This window comes from Ochrobactrum soli (genome assembly GCF_003664555.1).
In the GTDB taxonomy this organism is placed as follows: Bacteria; Pseudomonadota; Alphaproteobacteria; order Rhizobiales; family Rhizobiaceae; genus Brucella; species Brucella teleogrylli.
Genome location: NZ_RCHH01000006.1, coordinates 292,334 through 313,197 on the forward strand (window position 1 = coordinate 292,334; position 20,864 = coordinate 313,197).

Consider the following 20,864-nt stretch of genomic DNA (forward strand, 5'->3'; position numbering starts at 1 on the left):
TGAAAGCGTTAATATCTGTACCCGGCGGTTCTCCGGTGTTAAAGCACCCGCGCAACAAGAACTGGCGGCCTCCCACCGCGCAAGCAGCTGACATATCCGAAAATATCGTATTGACGACAGATTTGGCTTCATTCATGTCGTAATCCGACCGTTTGCTGTTCCAGCCTGGAAACCCTGACAATGACCGAACGTCTTTCTTTCGCCCGTGATCGCATCAATGTTCTTCTTCTCGAAGGCATCAATCCGACTGCCGTTGAATACTTCAAATCCTCCGGCTACACGAATGTCACGCATCTTCCCAAGGCGCTGGACAAAGCCGATCTGATTGAAGCGATTTCGCATGCGCATATCATCGGTATCCGCTCGCGCACGCAGCTGACCGAAGAAATCTTCGCCGCAGCGAACCGTCTGGTTGCAGTCGGCTGCTTTTCCGTCGGCACCAATCAGGTCGATCTGAAAGCGGCCCGCAAGCGCGGCATTCCGGTTTTCAACGCGCCGTTTTCCAATACGCGCTCGGTTGCAGAATTGGTGATCGGCGAGATCATCATGCTGATGCGTCGCATTTTCCCGCGGTCGGTATCGGCTCATGCCGGCGGCTGGGATAAGACTGCGACCGGCAGCCGCGAAGTGCGCGGCAAGACGCTCGGCATTATCGGATACGGCAATATTGGCTCGCAGGTCGGCAATCTGGCCGAAAGCCTCGGCATGACCGTTCGCTACTACGACACATCCGACAAGCTGCAATACGGCAATGTGAAGCCAACGGCGACACTCGACGAATTGCTGAAGATTTCCGATGTCGTCAGCCTGCATGTACCGTCGAACAAGTCCACGTCGAAGCTCATCACCGAAGCACGACTGCGCAAGATGAAGAAGGGCGCCTTCCTCATCAACAATGCGCGGGGCACGGTTGTCGATCTGGATGCGCTGGCAAAAGTTCTTCAGGAAGGCCATCTTGCCGGTGCGGCAATCGACGTTTTCCCGGTCGAGCCTGCTTCCAACAACGACAAGTTCGTTTCACCGATTCAGGGCATCGAGAATGTCATTCTGACGCCGCATATTGGCGGTTCGACGGAAGAAGCGCAGGAGCGCATCGGCATCGAAGTGACGCGCAAGCTGATCGAATATTCCGATGTTGGCTCGACGCTGGGCGCCGTGAACTTCCCGCAGGTTCAGCTTCCGCCGCGCCCGACCGGCACGCGCTTCATGCATGTGCATGAAAACCGTCCCGGCATCCTCAACAGCCTGATGAACATTTTCTCCACGCATGGCATCAACATCGCCAGCCAGTTTCTGCAGACGGATGGCGAAGTGGGCTATCTCGTGATGGAAGCTGACGGCGTCGGCGAGGCCAGCGACGACATTCTGAACGCCATGCGCGAAATTCCCGGCACCATTCGCGCGCGCCTTCTGTACTAACAGTCAAAACAGCTGTTTTAATTCTATGACGGCGTACCCCGGTGCGCCGTCATATTCGTTTCAAGAAACTGTATTATATGCCCGGCAAATAAGGACTTTTTGCCATGCAGTTTTTAAAGACATTTGATCTCTTTCCTTTTCTGGATACGGTCGTCAGCCTGACCGCAGCATTCATTTTCGGCACGCTGATCGGCGCGGAACGCCAGTATCGGCAGCGGACCGCAGGACTGCGCACCAATGCTCTGGTGGCGCTCGGCGCTGCCGCTTTCGTCGACCTTGCGGTACGTATTGCCGGGGCGCCGGAATCCACGCGTGTAATTGCCTATGTCATTTCGGGTATCGGCTTTCTGGGCGCAGGCGTCATCATGAAAGAGGGCATGAATGTGCGCGGCCTCAACACTGCCGCGACGCTCTGGTGCTCGGCAGCAGTGGGCGCATTTGCGGGAACCGACATGGTTGCCGAAGCTGCGTTGCTCACGGTTTTTATCCTGTTCGGCAACACGCTTCTGCGTCACCTCGTCAATCTCATCAGCCGCATCCCGATCCATGAACGCGCTTTGGAGCAAACTTACGAAGTGCGCGTCATCGCTTCTCATGACGGGATGGAGGAACTGCGCGAATTGCTGGTCGAACGGCTGGAAGACGCGAAGTATCCGGTCAGCGACGTGGAGATCACTGATCGCAACCCGAAAACCGTGGAGATACTGGCAACCCTGGTCAGCACATCCATCGAGCCGGATGAAATCGAGGCAGTCACTGCTTTCATGGAAAAGCAGAACGGCGTTTTCTATGCGGGCTGGGAAGGCAGTTCGAAGGACTGACGCTCGAAGGCTATGCGCTTATCGGTCGATGCGCGTGGAAAGCACAATGGACGACATGGTGCGTTCCACGCCTTCAAGCGCGCCGATCCTGTCGAGAACTGCGTCCAGTTCCTGAATAGAGGGCGCTTCAACCACGACAATCATATCGAAATGACCGCTGACGGAATGGAGCGTTCTGACCGTCATCATGCCGCGCAGCGCGGTTTCAACCTTTGGCGCTAGTTTGGGCAGTGCTGTCACTAGCACATGGGCGCGCACCAGATCGCGCTCGAATTCCGGTGCGATTCGAACGGTATAGCCCTCGATGACGCCCTGCTTTTCCAGCTTTTCGATGCGGCTTTGCACAGTTGTTCGCGAGACGCCCAGGCGTCGGGCGAGCTCGGCTGTGGAAGCGCGCGCGTTTTCACGAAGGAGGGCGATGAGGTTCAGGTCTGCATTTGTCGGCATAATGCATAATTATTACGGCATAATGTGCAAAGAAACAACGTCAGATCGTCGGTTCATACGCTTCTTTTTGCATAAGACTATGCGATTCTTGCATATCGAATTGCATTCCAGTGGGACCAGAAAGGCCAAGGGGAAAACAAAATGAAACAGATCGTTGTCGTCGGCGCAGGTAAAATCGGTGCAACCATTGCCGATCTTCTGGCTTCCACAGGTGAGTATGACGTCACCGTCGTCGATCGTTCGCAGGCACAGCTCGACGCGCTGGAATCCGGTGCCGCAGTCAAGACGCAGGCGCTCGACATTGAAGACGCCAAGGCGCTTGAAGCTGCCCTTACCGGCAAGTTTGCCGTGCTGAGCGCCGCTCCGTTCCACCTGACCACCCGCATCGCCGAAGCCGCTGCCAAGGCAGGCGTTCACTATCTCGATCTGACCGAAGACGTTGCCAGCACGCGCCGCGTGAAGGAACTGGCCCAGGACGCCAAGACGGCTTTCATCCCGCAGTGTGGCCTTGCCCCGGGCTTCATCTCCATCGTCGCTTATGATCTGGCCAAGCGTTTCGACAAGCTCGATAGCGTTCGCATGCGCGTCGGCGCTCTGCCGCAATATCCGTCCAATGCGCTCAACTACAACCTGACCTGGAGCACCGACGGCGTCATCAACGAATATATCGAGCCTTGCGAAGCCATCGTGGACGGCGAACTGTCGGAAGTTCCAGCGCTGGAAGAACGTGAAGAATTCTCGCTCGACGGCGTGACCTATGAAGCGTTCAACACCTCGGGCGGACTCGGCACGCTGTGCGAAACACTGGAAGGCAAGGTGCGCACCCTCAACTACCGCACCATTCGCTATCCGGGCCACGTTGCGCTTATGAAGGCGCTTCTGAACGATCTCGGCCTGCGTCATCGCCGCGAAGTTCTGAAGGACATCTTCGAAAACGCGCTACCGACTACGCTTCAGGACGTTGTCGTGATCTTCGTGACCGTTTCCGGCACCAAGAATGGCCGTCTGGTTCAAGAAACCTACGCAAACAAGGTTTATGCTGCGCAGGTTGGCAAGATCGTCCGTTCCGGCATCCAGATCACCACGGCTTCGGCCATTTGCGCGGTGCTCGACATGCTGGCCAAGGGCGACCTGCCGCAGAAAGGCTTCATTCGTCAGGAAGACATCACGCTGGAAGCATTCCTCGCGAACCGCTTCGGCAAGGCCTATGCACAGGACGACCATTCCACGCGTCTGGTTGCCTGATTTTTCTGGGCTGATGAACTTGGGCTCACTGCGTGTCAGCGCAGTGAGCCCTTTCGTGCTTTTGGCCAAGGGGGCTTGCCACCGGGGCTTTGAGAAACGGGCGAACTCTCGCCTCATGCAACGGCACTCCGGTCAACAGCCGGAATTGCACAGGACTATGAAACAGGGAAATCATGTTGAAATCAGTTTTGCTGGCCGGTCTGGCCACTGTCGTCCTCGCCTTGCCCGTTCAGGCCAAGGAATGGAAGGAAATCCGTATCGCCAGCGAGGGCGCATATCCTCCGTTCAATTACATGTCGCCAGAAGGCAAGCTCGTTGGCTTCGATCTCGATATCGCCAATGCTCTGTGCGAAGCCATGGAAGCCAAGTGCACGGTCGTCGCCAATGATTGGGATGGCATGATCCCCGGCCTGCAGGCCAACAAGTTCGACGCAGTGATCGCATCGATGGCCATCACGCCGGAACGCGAACAGCAGGTTGCCTTTACCGAGCGCTATTACACGACGCCGCTTGCGGTCGTCGTGCCCAAGGATACGGACCTCACTTCGCTTGAACCGTCGGCATTTGATGGCAAGACCATCGGCGCACAGGCTGGCACCACGCAGGGCAATTATGCCGATGACGTTTATGGCAAGGCTGGCGCTGACGTGAAGCTCTATCCGACCGCCGACGAAGCCAATGCCGATCTGGAAAGCGGTCGCGTCGATGCGATTGCAGCCGACAAGTTCCTCGCTGCCGACTGGCTGAAGAAGCAGGGCGCGGATTGCTGCAAGTTCCTCGGCGACATTCCGGGTTCCGAAACCAAAATCGCCGTGGCGCTGCGCAAGGGCGATGACGATCTGCGCGAGCAGTTCAATGCCGCGATCAAGAAGATCCGCGAAAACGGCACCTACGACACGATCCGCAAGAAGTACTTCGATTTCGACATCTATTGATCTTAAAATATCATCGGATGCCGCCAAAAGGCTACTTGATGTTGGCGGCATCCGGTGCTTCAGTCAAACTGAAGCCGATGAGGTTCGCGCGCTGCACTAAACAGCGAATTTCTGTCGGACGAACTAAAAAGCAGTCAACAAAATAAGCATTTAAGGGGAAACCATCATGCTGAAATCTATCCTTGCCGCGGGCCTTTTTGCTGGCCTTTCCACTGTGGCCGCCGTTATTCCGGCGCAGGCAAAGGAATGGAAGGAAATTCGCATCGCGACGGAAGGCGCTTATCCGCCCTTCAACTTCGTTGCTGCTGACGGCTCCCTTCAGGGGATGGACGTTGAAATTGGAAAAGCGCTCTGCGCTGCCATGCAAGCCAAGTGCACGATTGTCGCCAATGACTGGGACGGCATGATCCCCGGCCTGAAGTCGAATAAGTTCGACGCTGTTCTCGCTTCCATGAGCATCACCGAAGAGCGCAAGAAGCAGGTCGCATTCACGGACAAATATTATTCCACGCCGCTCGCAGTCGCCGTTCCGAAGGACAGCGCGATCACTTCGGTTGACGTTGAAGCGTTGAAGGGCAAGACCATCGGCGCGCAGGCTTCCACGACGCAGGCAACCTATGCCGAAGACGTTTATGCAAAGGGTGGTGCCGAAGCCAAACTTTACCCGACCGCCGACGAAGCCAATGCCGATCTCAAGAGCGGTCGTCTGGATGCCGTCGTGTCGGACAAGTTCCCGCTCGTGGATTGGCTTAAGGCTGATGGCGCTGATTGCTGCAAGCTGCTCGGAGACGTGCCGGGAACGCAGACCGCAGCCGGTATTGCCGTCCGGCAGGAAGACAACGATCTGCGCGAACAGCTGAATGCCGCGATCAAGAAAATCCGCGATGACGGCACCTATGCCACCATCGTGAAGAAATATTTCGACTTCGACATTTATTGATCCCGACCAGCAGCAGACTTTGCTGCAAGCAGAAACGCGCCAGCTAAACGCTGGCGCGTATTGTAATGAGAATGCCGGAAATACCGATGCAAAATCAGGATATTATCGTTCTAGGCGCTGGCATTGTCGGCGTTTCGGCTGCGCTTCATTTGCAGGCGCGCGGACGTTCCGTCTGTCTGATCGACAAGGCAGAGCCGGGGCAGGGAACGAGTTTCGGCAATGCCGGCCTGATCGAACGCTCCAGCGTCATTCCCTATTCCTTTCCGCAGGGTTTTGGGAAGCTTCTGCGCTACGCCACCAATCGCCGTACCGATGTGCGCTATTCTCCGCTTTATGTTCCGCGGATGGCGCGCTGGCTTTACCGTTACTGGCGGGAATCGTCGCCGGAACGTCTGGAGATTGCCGCGCAGGCCATGCTGCCGCTGATCGAAGCAAGCGTGCATGAGCATGATGCTCTGATTGCAGAGGCGGGCTGCGAAAAGCTCATTCGCAAACAGGGCTGGATGCAGGTTTACCGCAACCAATCCGCTTTTGATGCCGCGGTGCGTCGTCTACCCAATTTACAGCGTTTTAATCTGGCCTATGACATTCTGGATGCCGGAGCCTTGCGCGCACGCGAAACCGCTCTGGGCGAGGTTGCGGGTGCCATTCACTGGCTCGATCCCAAATCGGTGGTCAATCCGGCTGGACTTGTGCGGGCCTACGCCGATCTATTCATCAATCGCGGCGGCAGATTTGTACATGGCGACGCGTCAACGCTGGCGCAGAATGGCGACAACTGGCAGGTGACGACGCGGGAAGGGCCGGTTAAGGCGCGTGAGGTTGTCGTGGCGCTTGGGCCTCAGTCGGGGCTCATTTTCCGCCGCTTCGGCTATCCCATTCCGCTGGGCATCAAACGCGGCCATCACCTGCATTTCGCAATGCGCAACAATACGCGACTGGGCCATACAGTGGTGGATGAGGAAGCCGGTTACGTTTTGGCGCCGATGGTGCAGGGTGTACGGCTGACCACCGGCATCGAATTCGCTTCGCCCTCGGCTGCGGCCAATCGTATCCAGCTTGGAAAGACGGAGAAGATTGCGCGGCGTCTGGTGCCGCAGCTTGGAGAGCCGGTGGACAGCACGCCATGGCTTGGTCTGCGCCCATGCCTACCAGACATGCGACCGGTGATTGGTCCGGCACCGCGCCACAAGGGATTGTGGTTCGATTTCGGCCACGCCCATCATGGCCTGACGCTGGGCCCTGCAAGCGGACGCCTCATCGCTGAAATGATGACAGGCGAGAAAACCTATATCGATCCGACGCCTTATTCGGCAGAACGCTTCCTGTAATCGTTGAATATTTTGTGACAGGCTTGTCAGAGGCGACGAAGCGGGGCTATCAATTCACCCCTCACATTATTCCGCAGTTCTGCGGACCAATTGATCCGGAAAATCCTCGTGAAAAAGAATTCCCTGGGCCGCACCGGCCTCTCTGTCACTGAAATTTGCCTCGGAACCATGACCTGGGGTGTGCAGAACACCGAAGCCGACGCCCACGAACAGCTGGATATTGCTGTCGATGCAGGCATCAACTTCATCGACACGGCGGAAGGCTATGCCATTCCGATGAGCGCTGAAAGCTACGGCAAGACCGAGACCTATATCGGCAACTGGTTCAAGAAATCGGGCAAGCGCGACAAGGTCATTCTCGCCAGCAAAATTGCGGGCGGCGGTCGTCAGGAGTGGATTCGCGGCGGCGCCCGCCCAAGCCGCGCCAGTGTGCGCGAGGCGGTTGAGAACAGCCTGAAGCGCCTTCAGACCGATCACATCGATCTTTACCAGATCCATTGGCCGATGCGCTCGCATTATCATTTCGGACAGGGGTGGAATTTTGATTTCACCAAGAACGATGCGAAGTCGGAATTGCAGCATATGCATGACACTTTGCTCGGCCTCGACGATATGGTTCGCGAAGGCAAGATCCGTCATGTCGGTCTTTCCAACGAAACCGCATGGGGAACGATGCGCTGGCTGCGTCTGGCTGAGGAACACGGTCTGCCGCGCATGGCGTCGATCCAGAACGAATATGGTCTGTTGCAGCGCCACTATGATTACGACATGGCTGAAGTGTCTTTGGCGGAAGATATCGGACTGCTGGCCTATTCGACACTCGCCGCAGGCGTGCTGACGGGCAAATATCTTGGCGGCAATGTGCCAGCCGGTTCACGCGCGGCGGTCACCGATGGCGGCCTGTGGCGTGACAATTCCCATTCGGAACCGGTGGTGCGTGCTTATATCGATGTTGCCAGGAAGCATGGCCTCGATATCGCCCAGATGGGCATTGCCTTCTCGTTGACCCGCCCGTTCATGACCTCGGTCATCATCGGGGCCACGACTGTTGAGCAGCTAAAGACGGATATCGCGGCCCATGAGCTGAAACTGTCGGACGAAGTGCTGGCTGATATTGCGGAAGTTTACCGCAACAATCCGCGCCCGCTCTGATCGCGCTCAATAGAGCGCGGTTCGATGTGATTGGATCAGATCGGCGCTCTAATTCTTTGTTTTAACGCGCATCTTTTCCGAAAACCGTTTCACACTTTTCGGGATGCGCTCTAATGCTGACTATGAAAAGCCCGGTTTTGACCGGGCTTTCTGTTATCCGGCCAGATAAATCTCATTCTTGACGATCCACTGGTCGATTGGGGTCATGCTGGACGAACTGACAATGACCATGCGATCAAAACGAAGACTACGACCGGACAGTGCATCTGAAAGACGTTTCATTTCGACGCGTTTCTCCGGCGTCTCATGAACGCCATAGGCAAGAGACACATGCGGGACGAAACTTGCGAGATCGTCCATGCCCGAAATGCCGATTGTATCTCGCTTCAAATTCATCAGCGGCGGCGTTTTCTCCAATTCGGCATAGAACGAACGGAAATACGCTTCCGTTGTAGTTATACCGTCGATCTTGATATCGAGCGGCTTGCGCCCTATCGCAAGGCTGAGAACCAGCGGTTGAAGCTCTTCAGCCGAACGTTCCATATCGGGGATCAAGGTCGCATGCGGTTCGAAAACTGGTGTATCAAAGCGAAGCGCCAGATCGCGAACTATCGTTTCGAGAAACTGGAGGTCGCCACGCGACGGGCGCAGCCAGACGGAATGAAATGTCATGGGTCAGGCACCCTTTGCGCCCTTGGTCGCATGGTCGGTTTTCAGTGGCCGCACACTACCGCGCAGAATGAGCGGCATGTCCAGGATAATCGTCTGCGGCGGCTCATTGGGTGCGCTTTGTCGTTCATCGAGCAGGCGAACGATTTCCGCCGAAAGGCGCTCCGCATTCTGATCGAATGTCGTCAGACGATATGCGCCCCAGCGCGCCTCGGCCACATTATCGAAACCGATGATCGAAAGGTCCTCCGGAATGCTGAGATTATAGACATCGCGCGCGCAGTCCATCAGGCCAAACGCCATCAGATCATTGACGCAAAGCACGGCTTCAACCCGATCCTTATCGCCAAGAAGCAGCGAACCGGCGGCGAACCCGCTGTCATAGTCCGTCAGTTCACCGCGCTGCACGACCACCGGCAGGCCCATACTGGCCGCCTTGGCTACAAATGCTTGCTCTCGTTCCACAAGGCTCGGACTGCCGACGCTTGATGTAATCAGGCCAAGCTTTTTTAAACCCCGCGCAGTAAAAACATCGACCGCCGTTTCTGCTGCGAGTTTGTTGTTGGCGTGGACGCGGTCTGCCCCGGCCTCGGTCCGGCCCACGAGAATGAGCGGTTGGCCATTTCGCTGCGCCAGTTCGACGAAGGACGAGGAAGGCATGCCCGACAAAACCACCGTCGCTTCCGCACGATAGCGCAACAGCGCCTCGTGGGCGGCAGAAAGGTTCTCGCCATGCTGACCGGTGGGGATCAAAACCGGCACATTGCCGCGCGCCGCAAGACGTCGGGAAAGGGTGGCGATCTGGCGGGCACGAAAAGGGCTGTCGGGATCGGCGGCGATCATGCCGACGATACGGCTGCGGTGGGCGAGAAGACCGCGAGCAAGATCATTGACCTGATAGCCAAGCTTGTCGGCGGCTTTCAGCACTTTCTCGCGGGTTGCAGCCGAGACGCTCGCGCCGGGCGTGAAGGTGCGCGAGACGGCGGAGCGCGAAACGCCTGCTTCCTGCGCCACTTCATGCGCGCTGATGAAGCGCGGGCCACCACTGGCGTCCTGATCCTGCTGAGCCATTTCTAGCGCCCCACTTTCGAAAGAACATCGGCGCGAAGAAAGCGCTCCACAACGAACATGAATGCAATCGACGGCACAAGCAGTATCAAAGCGCTGATTGATGCAATCTGATAGTTGCCGCCAGAGCTTGCCGTATAGAGCAAGAGCGGCAGGGTGGAAATGTCCGGTGCGCCCACGAAATAGGTCCCGGTAAATTCATCCAGCGATTCGAGGAAAACGAAGATTGCGCTTGCCAGCAGCCCCGGTGCGGCGATTGGCAATGTGATGTCGAAGAAGGTTTTCATCGCGGAAGCGCCCATGGAACGCGCGGCTTCTTCAAGCTCGCTGTCGATGGCCGAGAAGGCAGCGGTTGCAATCCAGACCGCATAGACCAGACCATGCGTGACATGCACCAACACCACGCCGATGATCGTGCCGTTGAGGCCGAACGAATAGAACATTTGCGCGATGTTCACATAGACCGGGAGGTTGGGAAAGGCTTGCGGGATCAGGAGCGTCAGCAGGATCAGGCCACGAAACGGCAGTTTCAGCCTTGCCAGCGCATAGCCCGCTGGAATGGCCAGACCAAGCGAGACGATCACGGTCAGGATCGCGATGAGAACACTGGTTCCAAGCGACGACAAGGCATTGCCGCGCGGCGAAAACACATTCGCCCAGAAGGAGAAACCGTATTGCAGCGGCAGTGTGTGTGGAAAATACCAACGTTCCGCCACAGCCCACAGGAGGAGGTTGGCCAGCGGGCCGAAAATCGCGAAGGCCAGAAGGCCGAGTATGATGCCGCGCGGTATCCAGCGCCAGTCGAAGGTGGTGCTCATTTGCCGTGCTCCTTCATGGTCTGGCGCAGATAGATCCACGCCACCAGACTGGTCATCAGCAGCGAAATCGTGCCAAGCGCATTGGCGACACCGTAATCGCCATAGGCATTGATGCGGAAGGCCATATTGGCGGTAATCATGGTGGGTGATTGCGCGTTGATCATCAGCGGTACGGACAGGACCGACATCATGGTCACGAAGCTTAAGATAAGCCCCACAAGAAGCGTCTGGCGCACCTGTGGCAGAACAATCTCGATCAGGATACGCAGGCGTCCTGCGCCCAGATTGCGGGCGGATTCAATGGTGCTTCTGTCGAGCGAAGCCATAGCGCCTGCCAGCAGCAGGGTGACGAACGGGGTCTGTTTCCAGACGAAAGCGATGGTAATGCCGCGCCAGTCAAGAAAGCTCATCGCCTGCAACGGCGTCAATATGCCGGTTTCGATCAGCAGGCTGTTCATCAGACCGTTCTTGGCGAGAAAGGTCCGCAAAATCTGTCCGACGACGATAAAGGGAATGAACAAGGGCCAGCGATAGAGCCACCGCAGGACCGCGACAGCGCGCGGATTGGAGCCGAGCGTCAGGTAACCGCTGATCACGATGGAAAGCAGCGCTATCAGCGCCGACGACAGCACGACGATCAGCAATGTGAACAGAATGTCGCTTGAATAAAGCTCGAATGTCTTGGTAAAATTGCCGAAACCCCATTGCCCGGACACATAAAATGCTCCGGTGAGGGCGCCGAACAGCGGCACGATGAACAATACCACGACGATTGCCAATGCAGGCGCGACCAGCAGTAAACCCGTCAGTCTTGGCGACATTCGAGACCTCATGAAAACGATGGAATGCCGGATGCGCCTGCGGCGGCGCATCCGGCAACGCGGTTATCAGTTGCCAACTTGACGTTCGTAGGCTTCGAGAATGGCGGTGTTGTACGGCGCAATCGGGAAGGACTTGCCGAACTTGCCCAGATCATCTGACGAGATATCGGTGAAAAGCTTGTTCCAGGTGTCGGCATCGAGTTCCGATTTGACGTTATCGGCGTCAATGCCCGGATACCAGTTGAAGCGCTTCACAATGCCTTCGGCCTGAACCTTCGGGCTGGTTGCCAGCGCGACGAACTTTTCGGCCAGTTCTTTATTCGCACTCTTTTCCGGGATCACATAATGCATCGGCTGGCCCGGCATGCCCGGCTCAGGCAGAACAAGCTTCATTTCCGGCGGCAACTGGCCATTGGCCTTCCATGAATAGAACATATCCACCCAGACCGGACCCATGGCGATTTCGCCACGGCTTAGCATGTCGAGCGTTCCGGCATTGCCCGGCGTCAGGGTCGCGTTCTTGGTGAACTCCTTCAGCGATGCAAAAGCCTTGTCCCAATTCTTGGCTTCGCCTTCTTCAAACGGTCCCTGCTGAAGCTTGTTCGCATCGCCGCCATAGGCATAAATCCAGCCCATGACGAAGCTGACGCCCGAAGCACCGCCCTTGATGCCGTTATAGCCGAACTGCTTCGGATTTTCCTTGGCCCAGGCGACAAGCTCATCATAGCTCTTGGGCGGTGTGGCGACGAGTGCGGGATTATAGGCAAGCGCGGTCTGGCTGTTGAACATCGGCATGACATAGCCGTCGACATTGGTGCCGAGCGCCATCTTGGCATTGCCGCGGGTTACCAGCTTGCCGGTTTCGATCTTGCCGCGATAATTCTCAAGGAATTTGCCGGTGACCATCGGCCCGGCGAATTTTTCATGGATGACGGCAACGTCCGTATCCCATTTTTCGACATCCGCCTTGGACTGGGCTTCGAAACGCTCGAGAATCTTCTGCGAACCGGCATCGCCCGGGCCGGTGCCGACAACGCGCACGGTCGTGCCCGGATTTTCCTTCTCGAACAATGGTCCGAGATACTGGTTGACGTAATCGACCATGTTCTGGTCACCGGCGGTAAGCACCGTCAGTTCGTCGGCGGATGCAGGGGCCACGGTAAGACCGAGTACCATTGCTGCTTTCAGGACCGTTCTCATGAAAAACTCCTGTTAAATCCGGATCATCCGGTTTGTGGATTGCGATTGGGATGCAAGGCATCCTGTTGCTTCATCGGGAATTTTTAAGCTGCTGCGGACTGGTTGATGCCCGCAGTTACTGACATTGGCCGAGCCGAAACGCCGCCCGGCAAAACTGGTGCGGGACTACTTGTCGAACAGAAACAGCGCCTGTTCGGGTATCTGGATTTCGACATCCGTACCGGGTTGGTGGCTTTCCTGCGCATCGACCATGATATGGCGGTCGCCGATGCTGACCATGTGTCGCCAAAGGCCGCCGGGATAGCTGGTCTGCTCCACCCTGCCTGTGAGGACGAGGGCAGGTGCATTGTCGCGCTGTGTGCCCGGCTTTACGAGATGCGCAGCTTCGCTGCGGAAGCGCGCGGAAGCGATTCCGTCGGAAAGAGTGCGCCTTCCGGCTGGAATAGTGCTTGCCTTGTTATGCGCGCCTGCCGCGATTTCGATCCTGTCAGCTTTGATCGCAACAGGCAGTTCAATCAGATTTTCCGCGCCCATGAAGGCGGCCACAAAATCGGACGCCGGATGGTTGTAGACTTCCTCGGGTGCGCCAGCCTGGGCGATCTCGCCATTGTTGAGAATCACGATCCGATCCGCCATGACCATCGCCTCTTCGCGATCATGGGTCACGTGAACCGCCGTAATACCCAGACGGCGCTGCAAGGCGTTGATTTCATGACGCACCGACAGACGAATACGCGCGTCAAGATTGGAGAGGGGCTCGTCAAGAAGCAGAATGTCGGGCTGGATGGCCAGTGCACGACCCAGCGCGACGCGCTGGCGCTGACCTCCGGACAAAGCTGCGGGCTTCCTTTCCAGCAGTGCGTCGAGGCCAAGCAGGCGGGCAACTTCCTGCACCTTCTGCTTGATCGTGTCTTTGGCAATACCGCGAATGCGCAGACCATAGCCGATGTTCTGCGCAACCGTCATGTGCGGCCACAACGCATAGGACTGGAATACCAGCGCCATGCCGCGCTTGTCCGGGGGCAGGCGAGTCACATCAGCACCATTGACCCTGATCGCGCCGCTGCTGGGCGTGTTGAAACCAGCGATTGCACGCAGCAGGGTTGTTTTTCCACAACCTGACGATCCGAGCAGGGCAACGAATTCGCCTTTGCGGACCGACAGATCTACCCCTTTGAGAACCTCATTATTGCCATAACGAACGCGCGCGCTCGCCACCTCCAGAAAAGCTGGCATAGGCGTCTCCTCCCCAGGATCGCCGGCTGCTTCTGTTTTTTCTGCACAGCCGTGCAATTCAGATTGAAACATCTTTATGAGACCTCGACAAGCGGCAAAAACAGTTCCAATGCAGAAACAGCGCGAATGCACCCCCACATCGTGGCCCCCTGTTTAGCGGGCCTTTATTACAGCGGTGTGACGCAGCGCGACCGAGGTGGACAGCTTTGCATTCAATTCGGACAGGCCCTGTGCATTATTCAAGGTCGATGAAGAAGCCGTCAAGGAAGCCCAAACCGCGCTGCATTTCGGTTTTCAATGGATGCAAAAATGCAATGGCGTGCAACAGCCCCAATATCCGCCTGATTTACATGAGAAGCTGCTAATGAGAGCAAAGGAAGGATACAACAACGGAGCCTTATTCCGTGCCGCAACACGTTTTGTCCGGCTTCAATAATTCGGTTGCATAATCTTTCAATTGCAACTAAAGATTGATTTGCGGCATTCACACGGTTTTTGAGGGAAGGCCGTTTTGATTTTCTAAAATCCAGGGGGAATACAGGTTTCGAGTCCGTTCCATTAAACCCGTGGCGCTCCCAATATTTATTCTTTTTTTCGGTTTGATGATTGAGGATTGAGGATAATATGAGCATCTTCATGAAGAATAACTCAATGAATTTTTCTACTTATGATCCATCGCCAGTAATCAACGCAATGCAGCTGGCATCGCTGGATGGCGGTGGCAAACCCGATATTGATTACGGTTTTTCAGACATTGGCGAGAGGACGTATCACTCGCTCGAAACCATAGCCATCATCGTGCTCGAAATGGTGCGCGGGTTGAGATGGAAGCCCTTTGAGGGGCCTGAGGAGACCATCAATTGCCCGGCAGGTATGACGTTCATCATTCCCGCTCACATGAGCTGCGCAATTGTGTGGCCCAAAAATACCGCGCATCTGACGGTGACGCTCGACACGTCGTTCTTCTCGGCGGAAGAATGCGAAGAAGCTACCCATAGCTGGACGCCAATTCATTTTTCCAACAGACAGTGCCTGCAACTGGCGCAGATCCTTTGGGGCGAGCTACAAGTATCACCTCATGTAAGCAGCACCTATATGGATGCGTTCCGCACGGTGCTGACAGGCGTGCTGGTGCGCAATGCGTCTATCGCCCGCGGTAGCAACAAACAACAGTTTGGGCTCAGCAATTATGCCTGCCGGCAGATTGAGAATTATCTCAGGGAAAATTATCGCCAGCAGGTATCTGTGCCGGACATGGCATCCCTGATCGGGATTTCAGCGGGCCATTTTGCAACCTGTTTTCGCGCAAGCTTCGGTCTCACACCACATCAATATCTGATGCGACTGCGGCTGGACGAAGCCGAGCGATGCCTGCGCGAGACCGATATATCCTTGAGTGAGCTTGCCGCCACGTTGGGTTTCTCCAGCCAGAGCCACATGACGACTGCGCTTCGGAAATATCGCCATCTGACGCCGGGAGAAGTCCGGCGGCGCAGTTACGCGCAGCGGCGGAAGAATCTGTCCTGAACCATCAACTGATACGCGGACTCGGATTGGCCCGGCTTCATGCCGGGCCATGTCGTTTCTATCGCGTTGGTTCTGTTGAGCGCTCAGGCCTGCAACGGCGCGAGATATCAGTTTCCCGTGCCACCATTGGCATTTGAGGACGCGTTGCGGCGCACCCATTTGCGCCAGATGTAGATTTCGCTGCGCCGGCGGATACGACGAACCCGGTGAGAATCGTGAGAAAGCACGATCAGGCCAAGCGGAAGCATCCAAAAACCCAGCACAGGAAGAAAACCCAGTGCACCACCGGCCACCAGAGTGCCGCCCAACATGCGGCGCATCATCACCGATTGGGGAATCGGGATTCGCCGACCAAGAATCAAAATGACCTTGCGGGGCGCTTTGGGGTTCGTTTCTTCGTTCACTGGACCAGGTCTCTCCACAGCTGCTGCATATTTTTTACGTCTGAATGTCCCAGAGAATATAGGGTTTCGTGAGGCAGATGCAAAAAGTTGGAAAAAATACGATTTTGCCCTTTGCAAACCCGAAATCCTTTTGCTATACGCCACATCGCTGACGCAACGAGCACCTGTTCCCCGGTAGCTCAGTGGTAGAGCAACCGGCTGTTAACCGGTTGGTCGCTGGTTCGAATCCGGCCCGGGGAGCCACTTCCATTCGGAAAGTGCCTATTTCTCAATGTTTTCAATGCCTAGGGTTTCCTTCCAGTACACAATGCAGTACATGGGAAGGTACACATGGGTCTTACCTTGAAGTACGTACAGAAGACTCCTGCCGGGACGTTTCGATATCGTCGGCGGGTTCCTGATGATCTGAAAGCCGTTATCGGCAAGAGAGAACTGACTGAGTTTCTGGGGGATACGCAGAAGCAGGCAGCGACACGTTACGCCAAAACCCACGGCAAATTTGAGAAGATACTGAAAGACGCATTGCTGAAATCAGCAGGCGCTGCAAACGTTCCCAAGAAAGAGCTTTCTGAGTTTGAAATCTGGCAGGGCCTAAGAACTCGACTACGTGAAATGGGTTTCGATCCTCATTGGCAGGGCGTCACTGATCCTCACGATCCGCAAGACGAAGGCTTCCTGAGGGATATCACGGCAGATAATCTAGCCGCTCAGTATCCTGTCGAAGATGAAACCGGCTATCCCCTTGTTGAGGACCGACAAGAGAGCGCACTAATCAACGCAATACGAAATGGGATAGGCAAGCCGCCGTCTCCAACCTTAGGGGATGCTCAGAAGCTTTACCTTAAGGAGCGTGTTGAAGGGACCATTGACGAGAAAAAGAGTCGGTTACAAGTCGAACGTGTCATGGGATGGGCTGTTACGGCCCTCGGGGGCGATGTTGCGCTGCGCAATCTAAAGCGATCCGATGCCCGTGAAGTGCGGGATTATTTGCTGAATGAAGCCAGCGACGGTAAGCTCCAACCCTCATCGGTCCAGCGATACATGAACACGCTTAGAGCGGTCATCAATCATGCTATAGCGGAGTTCGACCTGAACGGTGTTACGAATCCTTTCAACGGGCTTGAAGTGAAGCGGCAGGGCTTGGCAAGAGACGACCGTCACCCGTTACCTGAGAAGGTCCTAAATAGCACCCGGAAGCGTATCCTCGAACATGCCGCCGAGGGGTCAGAATTGCCGCTCATTTGGCGATTGCTCGAAGGGACAGGGTGCCGCCTCAGTGAGATAACGGGACTACATAAGGCCGACATTCTAGCGGACGACGAGTTTCCCCACTTGAAGATTGAGCCACGGGCTAACCGACGCCTAAAGACGAAAGGTTCTGAAAGACCAGTCGCACTTGTCGGGGATGCGCTGGAAGCCGCCAAACAGGCACTTTCTGTAGCACCTGAGGGTTCGCCTTACGTGTTCCCTAAGTATGCCGACAATGCAGGCGATAAGCGGGGCGCTGATATGGCGTCGGCTGCGATCATGAAGCATATCAGGACCGTGACAGACGACAAGAAGCACACGATCCATTCGTTGCGCCACAACATGAAAGACCGGCTGATCAGCGCGGGTGCTTCACAGCAAGACCAAGATGCGATCCTAGGGCATTCGTCGGGAAAGATCGGTGATACCTACGGCAGCGTAAGGGCGCGGCTTAAGGCAACAAGCGAGGCACTTTTGAAGTCTTTAGGAAACAGTTGATTGCAAGGCACTTAGACATAGGCATCAATGATTATCAACTGGCGGCGGCGGGAATGGGTTTGCTGCTGGCGGTTGCATCGCTGTAACCGGAAGGGCGCGTTTCCCTGACAGCAGTTCGTGTAGGAAAACCATATTCTGCCGCTGAATATCTTGCTCGTTCGCCCATCCAACGGGGCCGTAAGCTAGTTTTTCGAGGTCACGTTTGTCGAATTGGTACCCGAGTTCTTTGCCCATTTGGTGTAAGAGTTGGACAAGAAGGTCCTCTCTCTGGCTGAAAAATCTTTCTTGTGCCTCCTGTCCGGGCACGGGAGTCGATAGATGATCCATGTAGGCCGTAAAGGCCGAAATCACGGGTTTGCAGCCGAAATATTCAAGGTCGACAAGATTAAGAGCGCCTACGTGTTCTGGATCAAGTCGGGTCCGTCGTGTGCGCATGAGGGACCTAAAGACACTTAGTTTCCGTGCTTGTTTGTCCGATCTAGCTTGCCGTAAACGATCAATCAAAACAGCCAATATCGGGCCTAGGATCACCGCAGCTATCGTTATTATGTCAATCCACCGCAAGCCGAGCAGAATTGTATCTTGCATCAAATCCCCCGAACCTTGTCTAGCTTGGCATTAATAGCGCCGAGAGGGGTCTCTATGCGGTGAATTGCGTCCTTATCAAACTGCACAGGCAAGTCAAAGCTCATCTCAACGTTAAGGGGCTGAGCGTCCGCAGTTATGCCAGTAATGGTAAAATGCCCGGTCGGGAGAAAGAAAGTTAGCGTTACCGCTACTCTTTCTTCAGGGCCCGGCTTGATAGAATATTTCCCATCATATCGCCCCCCACCGATGTCAGCGCCAGTAACGACACCATCGCGGAAGACGAACATGCCCATGGAATTGCCTGTAGCACCTGAAAAATACCCGACATAAAAGCCGTCTACGTCATGCTCAGTCATGCCATCTCCTACTGTGCTGCCTCAGCATTCTCTTTTTCGTCGTCTTCGTTGTTGATAGGCAGATTACTTAAATATTTCTCATAGGTCTTTCTAAGGTAGCTAAGGGCATGATCTCTATCAACATTGGCTTGTAGGTGTTCCTGCACAAACTGCATTCTTCCGACGTTTTCAGCAATAATTTCCGACCACGACTTCGCCCAAACCTCAATAGTGCCTTCCTCATTCTGATGCACCATGCCCCGCGGCATGTTCTTTTGCCTTGTCTTCTCTTTTGCGTAGTCATCTAGATCGTTAGAAACGACCCAAAAGCTCCAACGGGTTTTCAAGTGGCGGAACCGTTCATCCTTGGCAATTGTGAAAGCATATTGCTCAACTTGGGTAATTTCGCGAGCTCCCACGGGCTGGGACGGCCTCTTTAGTTCAACAACTAAGTGTTCCATTTCGTCGGGATGGTTTAGAGGAACCGACCTTGAAAGCATCAGGTCCACTATTCCAACTTTTCCATCGATCCGTTTCACCGGCGCATCAATAACGACATCTTCTCCGATGGCTTGTTTGTGCTTTCTCAGGACGGCAGTTAAGGATTGATCATCTACCGTTAAGTTGAAGTGCTCGCCAAAAATCCAAGTATTGTTGTCCGCAATCATTCTGTGAAGCTGACTGCGTTCTTTAAGTAATCGTTTTGTATCTGGCTCAAATATTAACGCATCTAGTCCCGTCAGAAACTTCATTCTATCGCTAACAAGGCGTGAGGCCGTGATGATATTGGATAAGCTCGCCTCTTCGAGAAGTTTTGATAACTCTTGTTGTTTTCGTTGAGGAAGTTGAAGAACCTCACGAAGTATGTGTTGAAGTTCCTCTGGACCCCTTTCTATTGCATGCCGAAGCATACGTAGCTGAAATGCTTTGCTACGGGGGTTTAGATCATTGAAGTCTGCAAGTTGTTGGTTTACATTAAGCGCGACTATTTCAAATATCTTGCGTTCGGCAATCTCAACGGTTGTCTTTGGCTCCTCAGAATACGGATAGACATTCTCCTCTTTCCATTTATCAATTTCGCTTCGTGCCACTTCTGTATCGATATCTTTGAAGTGCTGCTTTATTTTATCTGTGGCTTCATCAAGTGCTGAATGGAGCTGTGCGTTCATGTCCGCAAAGTCCATAAGTCCTTGTTCTTGCATGCGATTAATGAAATTCGATTTTAAGTAAGCTGAGAACTGATGCCCGGGGGTATGAAACGTTGGGGATATCCGGTGGAAAGGAAAACCCTCATCGCCGCAAAGGAAAATCCACCTCTCGGATGTCGAGTGCCATTCTATTAGCTCGATCTGGGCTTCGTACTCAATGTCTCCGTCCCTGATCGGGGTAAGTTGCAAAGGGGTCCGTCTAGCAATTAAGCTATCTGGATCAAGTATCTGATGTTCGACGTAGATTGACGCATCTTTGTAATCGGTGAGATACAGCGCAAAGATTTCCGATAACGGTTGAACCGAGTGCTCCGGGTTCAAAGAGCGAAAACCTTGATCCAGCTCTGTTATGCGTACCTGAACGCCTGTCGGTACTAAATCATCAACAGCTATTGGGTTGGAGACACGCACATCTGTTATGTTGTCTCTCAGTATTGAGATGGTAAATTGGTACTTCTTGCCGTCCTCAGCGCGGAAAACGCTTATCCAGTCGGCGGCACGTCCAAATGCCAGAGCTTTAAAACGCCCTTTGCCCTCTTTGCCGTGCAGTATCCTATCTTTGTCTCTGGATCGTCTTCCATTCGCTTTCCACGACCCTCCGAGCTTTGTAAATATTCCCTCGACTTCGTTGTGCCTAATTCCGTGGCCGTTGTCGGTGATCAAAATCGCTGATCTTGATATGTCAGTTTCTTCGAAGTTGATGTCCACACGAGTTGCATCCGCGTCCAAACCGTTCCAGATCAGTTCGGCTAACGCGGGAATTGGCTTTGCAGCTGAAAGTTTACGTAAATGGTCTTTCTCAACCGTGACATGGTAATGAACTTCGGACATGTGTCCCCCCTGAGCTTCCGCCATAGATATGACGTTTGCCTATCAAGTGAAAGAAATCAAGGTGAGATGAAGTACCCGGAAATGTTCGTAGAAAATTTGCTTACGCCACATCTGATATAAGAG

21 protein-coding genes and 1 tRNA gene are annotated in these 20,864 nt (G+C 54.9%); 10 read left to right on the plus strand and 12 right to left on the minus strand.

Annotated features, from left to right (window positions below):
• Nucleotides 1-180: 180 nt before the first annotated feature.
• Together serA and D8666_RS13140 are read left to right on the plus strand one after the other, a co-directional pair.
• Nucleotides 181-1,419 (plus strand): phosphoglycerate dehydrogenase, encoded by a 1,239-nt coding sequence (gene serA, locus D8666_RS13135; protein ID WP_109367316.1) that lies wholly within the window; start codon nucleotides 181-183, stop codon nucleotides 1,417-1,419.
• A gap of 104 nt (nucleotides 1,420-1,523) precedes the next feature.
• Nucleotides 1,524-2,240, plus strand: a complete 717-nt coding sequence (locus D8666_RS13140; protein WP_109367317.1) for an MgtC/SapB family protein — start codon at nucleotides 1,524-1,526, stop codon at nucleotides 2,238-2,240.
• Nucleotides 2,241-2,258: 18 nt separating this feature from the next.
• Here the strand turns inward: D8666_RS13140 and D8666_RS13145 are convergent, their stop codons facing one another.
• A complete protein-coding gene (locus D8666_RS13145) occupies nucleotides 2,259-2,687 on the minus strand; it encodes an Lrp/AsnC family transcriptional regulator (RefSeq protein WP_078336932.1) in 429 nt (142 codons plus the stop codon).
• Nucleotides 2,688-2,828: 141 nt separating this feature from the next.
• Here D8666_RS13145 and D8666_RS13150 point away from each other — a divergent pair, with 141 nt between their 5' ends.
• The 5 genes from D8666_RS13150 (at nucleotide 2,829) to D8666_RS13170 (ending at nucleotide 8,290) form a co-directional block, all read left to right on the plus strand.
• Complete coding sequence (locus D8666_RS13150; protein WP_109367318.1) at nucleotides 2,829-3,932, plus strand: saccharopine dehydrogenase family protein; 1,104 nt, start codon at nucleotides 2,829-2,831, stop codon at nucleotides 3,930-3,932.
• A 173-nt stretch (nucleotides 3,933-4,105) separates the two neighbouring features.
• Nucleotides 4,106-4,867 (plus strand): ABC transporter substrate-binding protein, encoded by a 762-nt coding sequence (locus D8666_RS13155; protein WP_109367319.1) that lies wholly within the window; start codon nucleotides 4,106-4,108, stop codon nucleotides 4,865-4,867.
• Between the two features lie 178 nt (nucleotides 4,868-5,045).
• Nucleotides 5,046-5,807 (plus strand): ABC transporter substrate-binding protein, encoded by a 762-nt coding sequence (locus D8666_RS13160; protein WP_371830817.1) that lies wholly within the window; start codon nucleotides 5,046-5,048, stop codon nucleotides 5,805-5,807.
• A gap of 80 nt (nucleotides 5,808-5,887) precedes the next feature.
• Nucleotides 5,888-7,138: an NAD(P)/FAD-dependent oxidoreductase gene (locus D8666_RS13165; protein WP_109367982.1), complete on the plus strand. Its 1,251-nt coding sequence runs from the start codon at nucleotides 5,888-5,890 to the stop codon at nucleotides 7,136-7,138.
• Between the two features lie 108 nt (nucleotides 7,139-7,246).
• Nucleotides 7,247-8,290, plus strand: a complete 1,044-nt coding sequence (locus D8666_RS13170) for an aldo/keto reductase (RefSeq protein WP_121538296.1) — start codon at nucleotides 7,247-7,249, stop codon at nucleotides 8,288-8,290.
• Between the two features lie 153 nt (nucleotides 8,291-8,443).
• Here the strand turns inward: D8666_RS13170 and D8666_RS13175 are convergent, their stop codons facing one another.
• The 7 genes from D8666_RS13175 to D8666_RS23990 form a co-directional block, all read right to left on the minus strand.
• Complete coding sequence (locus D8666_RS13175; protein ID WP_109367322.1) at nucleotides 8,444-8,962, minus strand: 2'-5' RNA ligase family protein; 519 nt, start codon at nucleotides 8,960-8,962, stop codon at nucleotides 8,444-8,446.
• Nucleotides 8,963-8,965: 3 nt separating this feature from the next.
• Entirely contained in the window at nucleotides 8,966-10,030 is a 1,065-nt protein-coding gene (locus D8666_RS13180) for a LacI family DNA-binding transcriptional regulator (RefSeq protein ID WP_109367323.1), read from the minus strand.
• A 2-nt stretch (nucleotides 10,031-10,032) separates the two neighbouring features.
• Nucleotides 10,033-10,845: an ABC transporter permease gene (locus D8666_RS13185; RefSeq protein ID WP_109367324.1), complete on the minus strand. Its 813-nt coding sequence runs from the start codon at nucleotides 10,843-10,845 to the stop codon at nucleotides 10,033-10,035.
• Nucleotides 10,842-11,666 (minus strand): ABC transporter permease, encoded by an 825-nt coding sequence (locus D8666_RS13190; protein ID WP_121538298.1) that lies wholly within the window; start codon nucleotides 11,664-11,666, stop codon nucleotides 10,842-10,844. The genes D8666_RS13185 and D8666_RS13190 overlap by 4 nt, the downstream gene beginning before the upstream one ends.
• A gap of 66 nt (nucleotides 11,667-11,732) precedes the next feature.
• Nucleotides 11,733-12,866 (minus strand): ABC transporter substrate-binding protein, encoded by a 1,134-nt coding sequence (locus D8666_RS13195; protein WP_167836082.1) that lies wholly within the window; start codon nucleotides 12,864-12,866, stop codon nucleotides 11,733-11,735.
• A gap of 165 nt (nucleotides 12,867-13,031) precedes the next feature.
• Entirely contained in the window at nucleotides 13,032-14,102 is a 1,071-nt protein-coding gene (locus D8666_RS13200) for an ABC transporter ATP-binding protein (protein WP_109367327.1), read from the minus strand.
• A 260-nt stretch (nucleotides 14,103-14,362) separates the two neighbouring features.
• Complete coding sequence (locus D8666_RS23990) at nucleotides 14,363-14,740, minus strand: hypothetical protein (RefSeq protein ID WP_147438001.1); 378 nt, start codon at nucleotides 14,738-14,740, stop codon at nucleotides 14,363-14,365.
• On the opposite strand from D8666_RS23990, the gene D8666_RS24485 reads away from it, so the two are divergent.
• Nucleotides 14,727-15,629 carry an AraC family transcriptional regulator gene (locus tag D8666_RS24485; protein ID WP_235858955.1) on the plus strand — a complete coding sequence of 301 codons (903 nt, stop codon included), beginning with the start codon at nucleotides 14,727-14,729 and terminating at the stop codon, nucleotides 15,627-15,629. The genes D8666_RS23990 and D8666_RS24485 overlap by 14 nt on opposite strands.
• Before the next feature lie 107 nt (nucleotides 15,630-15,736).
• On the opposite strand, the gene D8666_RS13210 is transcribed toward D8666_RS24485, so the two are convergent.
• On the minus strand, nucleotides 15,737-15,952 hold the full coding sequence (locus D8666_RS13210; RefSeq protein ID WP_235858964.1) for a hypothetical protein: 216 nt from the start codon (nucleotides 15,950-15,952) through the stop codon (nucleotides 15,737-15,739).
• A gap of 249 nt (nucleotides 15,953-16,201) precedes the next feature.
• Here D8666_RS13210 and D8666_RS13215 point away from each other — a divergent pair.
• Together D8666_RS13215 and D8666_RS13220 are read left to right on the plus strand one after the other, a co-directional pair.
• Nucleotides 16,202-16,276 (plus strand) — tRNA-Asn (locus D8666_RS13215).
• 87 nt (nucleotides 16,277-16,363) lie between these two features.
• Nucleotides 16,364-17,779: a site-specific integrase gene (locus tag D8666_RS13220; protein WP_121538300.1), complete on the plus strand. Its 1,416-nt coding sequence runs from the start codon at nucleotides 16,364-16,366 to the stop codon at nucleotides 17,777-17,779.
• A 24-nt stretch (nucleotides 17,780-17,803) separates the two neighbouring features.
• On the opposite strand, the gene D8666_RS13225 is transcribed toward D8666_RS13220, so the two are convergent.
• Genes D8666_RS13225 through D8666_RS13235 form a run of 3 tightly spaced genes read right to left on the minus strand, consistent with a single transcriptional unit; the run spans nucleotide 17,804 to nucleotide 20,741 of the window.
• Nucleotides 17,804-18,367 (minus strand): DUF6680 family protein, encoded by a 564-nt coding sequence (locus D8666_RS13225; RefSeq protein WP_121538302.1) that lies wholly within the window; start codon nucleotides 18,365-18,367, stop codon nucleotides 17,804-17,806.
• A complete protein-coding gene (locus D8666_RS13230) occupies nucleotides 18,367-18,723 on the minus strand; it encodes a hypothetical protein (protein ID WP_121538304.1) in 357 nt (118 codons plus the stop codon). Before D8666_RS13230 ends, D8666_RS13225 begins: the two co-directional genes overlap by 1 nt.
• Before the next feature lie 8 nt (nucleotides 18,724-18,731).
• Nucleotides 18,732-20,741 (minus strand): ATP-binding protein, encoded by a 2,010-nt coding sequence (locus tag D8666_RS13235; protein ID WP_121538364.1) that lies wholly within the window; start codon nucleotides 20,739-20,741, stop codon nucleotides 18,732-18,734.
• Nucleotides 20,742-20,864 lie beyond the last annotated feature (123 nt).

What these genes read in the sequence shown, in the direction of transcription:
- D8666_RS24485 (WP_235858955.1), top strand. Translation starts at nt 14,727, where the DNA reads ATGAGCATCTTCATGAAGAATAACTCAATGAATTTTTCTACTTATGAT.
- D8666_RS13155 (WP_109367319.1), top strand. Translation starts at nt 4,106, where the DNA reads ATGTTGAAATCAGTTTTGCTGGCCGGTCTGGCCACTGTCGTCCTCGCC.
- D8666_RS13175 (WP_109367322.1), bottom strand. Translation starts at nt 8,962, where the DNA reads ATGACATTTCATTCCGTCTGGCTGCGCCCGTCGCGTGGCGACCTCCAG.
- serA (WP_109367316.1), top strand. Translation starts at nt 181, where the DNA reads ATGACCGAACGTCTTTCTTTCGCCCGTGATCGCATCAATGTTCTTCTT.
- D8666_RS13230 (WP_121538304.1), bottom strand. Translation starts at nt 18,723, where the DNA reads ATGACTGAGCATGACGTAGACGGCTTTTATGTCGGGTATTTTTCAGGT.
- D8666_RS13145 (WP_078336932.1), bottom strand. Translation starts at nt 2,687, where the DNA reads ATGCCGACAAATGCAGACCTGAACCTCATCGCCCTCCTTCGTGAAAAC.
- D8666_RS13200 (WP_109367327.1), bottom strand. Translation starts at nt 14,102, where the DNA reads ATGCCAGCTTTTCTGGAGGTGGCGAGCGCGCGCGTTCGTTATGGCAAT.
- D8666_RS13225 (WP_121538302.1), bottom strand. Translation starts at nt 18,367, where the DNA reads ATGCAAGATACAATTCTGCTCGGCTTGCGGTGGATTGACATAATAACG.
- D8666_RS13220 (WP_121538300.1), top strand. Translation starts at nt 16,364, where the DNA reads ATGGGTCTTACCTTGAAGTACGTACAGAAGACTCCTGCCGGGACGTTT.
- D8666_RS13210 (WP_235858964.1), bottom strand. Translation starts at nt 15,952, where the DNA reads ATGATGCGCCGCATGTTGGGCGGCACTCTGGTGGCCGGTGGTGCACTG.
- D8666_RS13180 (WP_109367323.1), bottom strand. Translation starts at nt 10,030, where the DNA reads ATGGCTCAGCAGGATCAGGACGCCAGTGGTGGCCCGCGCTTCATCAGC.
- D8666_RS23990 (WP_147438001.1), bottom strand. Translation starts at nt 14,740, where the DNA reads ATGAAGATGCTCATATTATCCTCAATCCTCAATCATCAAACCGAAAAA.
- D8666_RS13185 (WP_109367324.1), bottom strand. Translation starts at nt 10,845, where the DNA reads ATGAGCACCACCTTCGACTGGCGCTGGATACCGCGCGGCATCATACTC.
- D8666_RS13140 (WP_109367317.1), top strand. Translation starts at nt 1,524, where the DNA reads ATGCAGTTTTTAAAGACATTTGATCTCTTTCCTTTTCTGGATACGGTC.
- D8666_RS13195 (WP_167836082.1), bottom strand. Translation starts at nt 12,866, where the DNA reads ATGAGAACGGTCCTGAAAGCAGCAATGGTACTCGGTCTTACCGTGGCC.
- D8666_RS13235 (WP_121538364.1), bottom strand. Translation starts at nt 20,741, where the DNA reads ATGTCCGAAGTTCATTACCATGTCACGGTTGAGAAAGACCATTTACGT.
- D8666_RS13150 (WP_109367318.1), top strand. Translation starts at nt 2,829, where the DNA reads ATGAAACAGATCGTTGTCGTCGGCGCAGGTAAAATCGGTGCAACCATT.
- D8666_RS13190 (WP_121538298.1), bottom strand. Translation starts at nt 11,666, where the DNA reads ATGTCGCCAAGACTGACGGGTTTACTGCTGGTCGCGCCTGCATTGGCA.